The sequence below is a fragment of the Kitasatospora sp. NPDC047058 genome (assembly GCF_040643935.1).
Lineage (GTDB): Bacteria > Actinomycetota > Actinomycetes > Streptomycetales > Streptomycetaceae > Kitasatospora.
The window spans coordinates 1-1,607 of sequence record NZ_JBEYVJ010000823.1; the positions used below are offsets into that span (position 1 = coordinate 1).

Annotated in this window: 1 protein-coding gene; it reads left to right on the top strand. The window is 69.9% G+C overall.

The window, feature by feature from the left end:
* Nucleotides 1–133: 133 nt before the first annotated feature.
* Complete coding sequence (locus ABZ885_RS40825; protein ID WP_360200227.1) at nucleotides 134–1,132, top strand: NADP-dependent oxidoreductase; 999 nt, start codon at nucleotides 134–136, stop codon at nucleotides 1,130–1,132.
* Nucleotides 1,133–1,607: the final 475 nt, after the last annotated feature.

A 1,607-nucleotide genomic window follows, 5' to 3' on the forward strand; every position in this document is an offset into this window, starting at 1 on the left:
GATCGTTCACCCTCCCAGCGTACGCGTCATGCCGTTTCGGAATGATCAGGTTGCCGAACCGGTCTTGGACGGCCGTGCCGTCCTGGGCCTTGACTGAAGGTGCAACGTTTCCCCGGAGAAAGCGACAGGCGCGATGAAGGCTATCCAGTTCCACGAAGCGGGCGGGCCGGAAGTTCTGCAGTACGACGAGGTGCCGGTTCCCGAGATCGGCCCGGGCGAGGTGCTCGTCCGGGTGCACGCGGCGGGCATCAACCCGCCCGACTGGTACCTGCGTGAGGGGATGAAGGTCATGCCGGCCGAGATGAGGCCGGCGCTGGACCTCCCCCTGATCCCCGGAACTGACATGTCGGGCGTGATCCAGGCGGTCGCTCCGGACGTGCAGGGGTTCGCCGTCGGTGACGAGGTCTTCGGCATGCTGCGCTTCCCCGGATTCGACGGCCGGACGTACGCCGAGTACGTGGCCGCACCGGCTTCGGACCTGGCACACAAGCCGGCCGGTATCGACCACGTGCAGGCGGCCGGGGCGCCGATGGCCGTGCTGACGGCCTGGCAGTACCTGGTCGACCTCGGCCACGACGTGCCGTCTCCGTTCACCGGCCAGGTGCACCAGCCGGTGCCGCTCACGCCGGGGATGACCGTACTGGTCAACGGGGCCGCCGGTGGAGTGGGCCACTTCGCGGTGCAGCTGGCGAAATGGAAGGGGGCACACGTCATCGCGGTGGCCTCGGGCCGGCACGAGCAGTTCCTGCGCAAGCTCGGCGCCGATGAGTTCATCGACTACACCAGGACGCGGGCCGCGGACGTGGTCCGCGGGGTCGACCTGGTGATCGACACCGTCGGTGGCCCGGACAGCCCACGCCTCCTGCCCGTGCTCAAGCGCGGCGGCACCATGCTTCCGGTGTTCTTCGCCGAGTACGACCCGGAAGAAACGGCGAGTCTGGGCATCACCGTCTCGAACATCCAGGTGCGTTCCAACGGCCCCCAGCTCGCCGAGATCGGGCGCCTGTTCGACGAGGGCAAGCTGCAGGTCGGGGTGGACAGCACCTACCCGCTGCCCGAGGCGGCCAGCGCACACACGCGAGCCGCGCAGGGACACCTCCAAGGCAAGATCGTGCTGACGGTGATCCCGTGACCGCCGAAACTTCAGCTGGCGGTGGCGGCCCACGCCCAGCCCCTTCAACCAGGCCGGCAGGACCTGACCGTTGGCGACCTGGGCCTTCGCAGACCCCGTCCGCACCCGCCGAGGCCACCTGCTACCCGCCTGGATCCGAAGGCCGAACGATACGACCTCGCCCGGTCGCCAAGTTCGCTGCTTCCTCCGCCAGGACCTCGACGCCGTCACCGCCGGCCTCCCGGCGAACGTACCGGCCTGCTGCTGCGCCAGTACGTACTCCTGAGCCGGGCCGGCAGCCCCGCCTGTGAAGCGGGTGCGGGGCCGAGCTGGCGGAATCGAGTGCCGCCACGGAGGTCGCCGCGCCCGACACTGTCGGCAACCCTGCCTATCGGGCAGCCGGGAGCGCGTACTCGGGGAGGGAGATGTCGCCGGCCTTGGCGGCACTCGATTCCGCCAGCTCGGCCCCGCACCCGCTTCACAGGCGGGGCTGCCG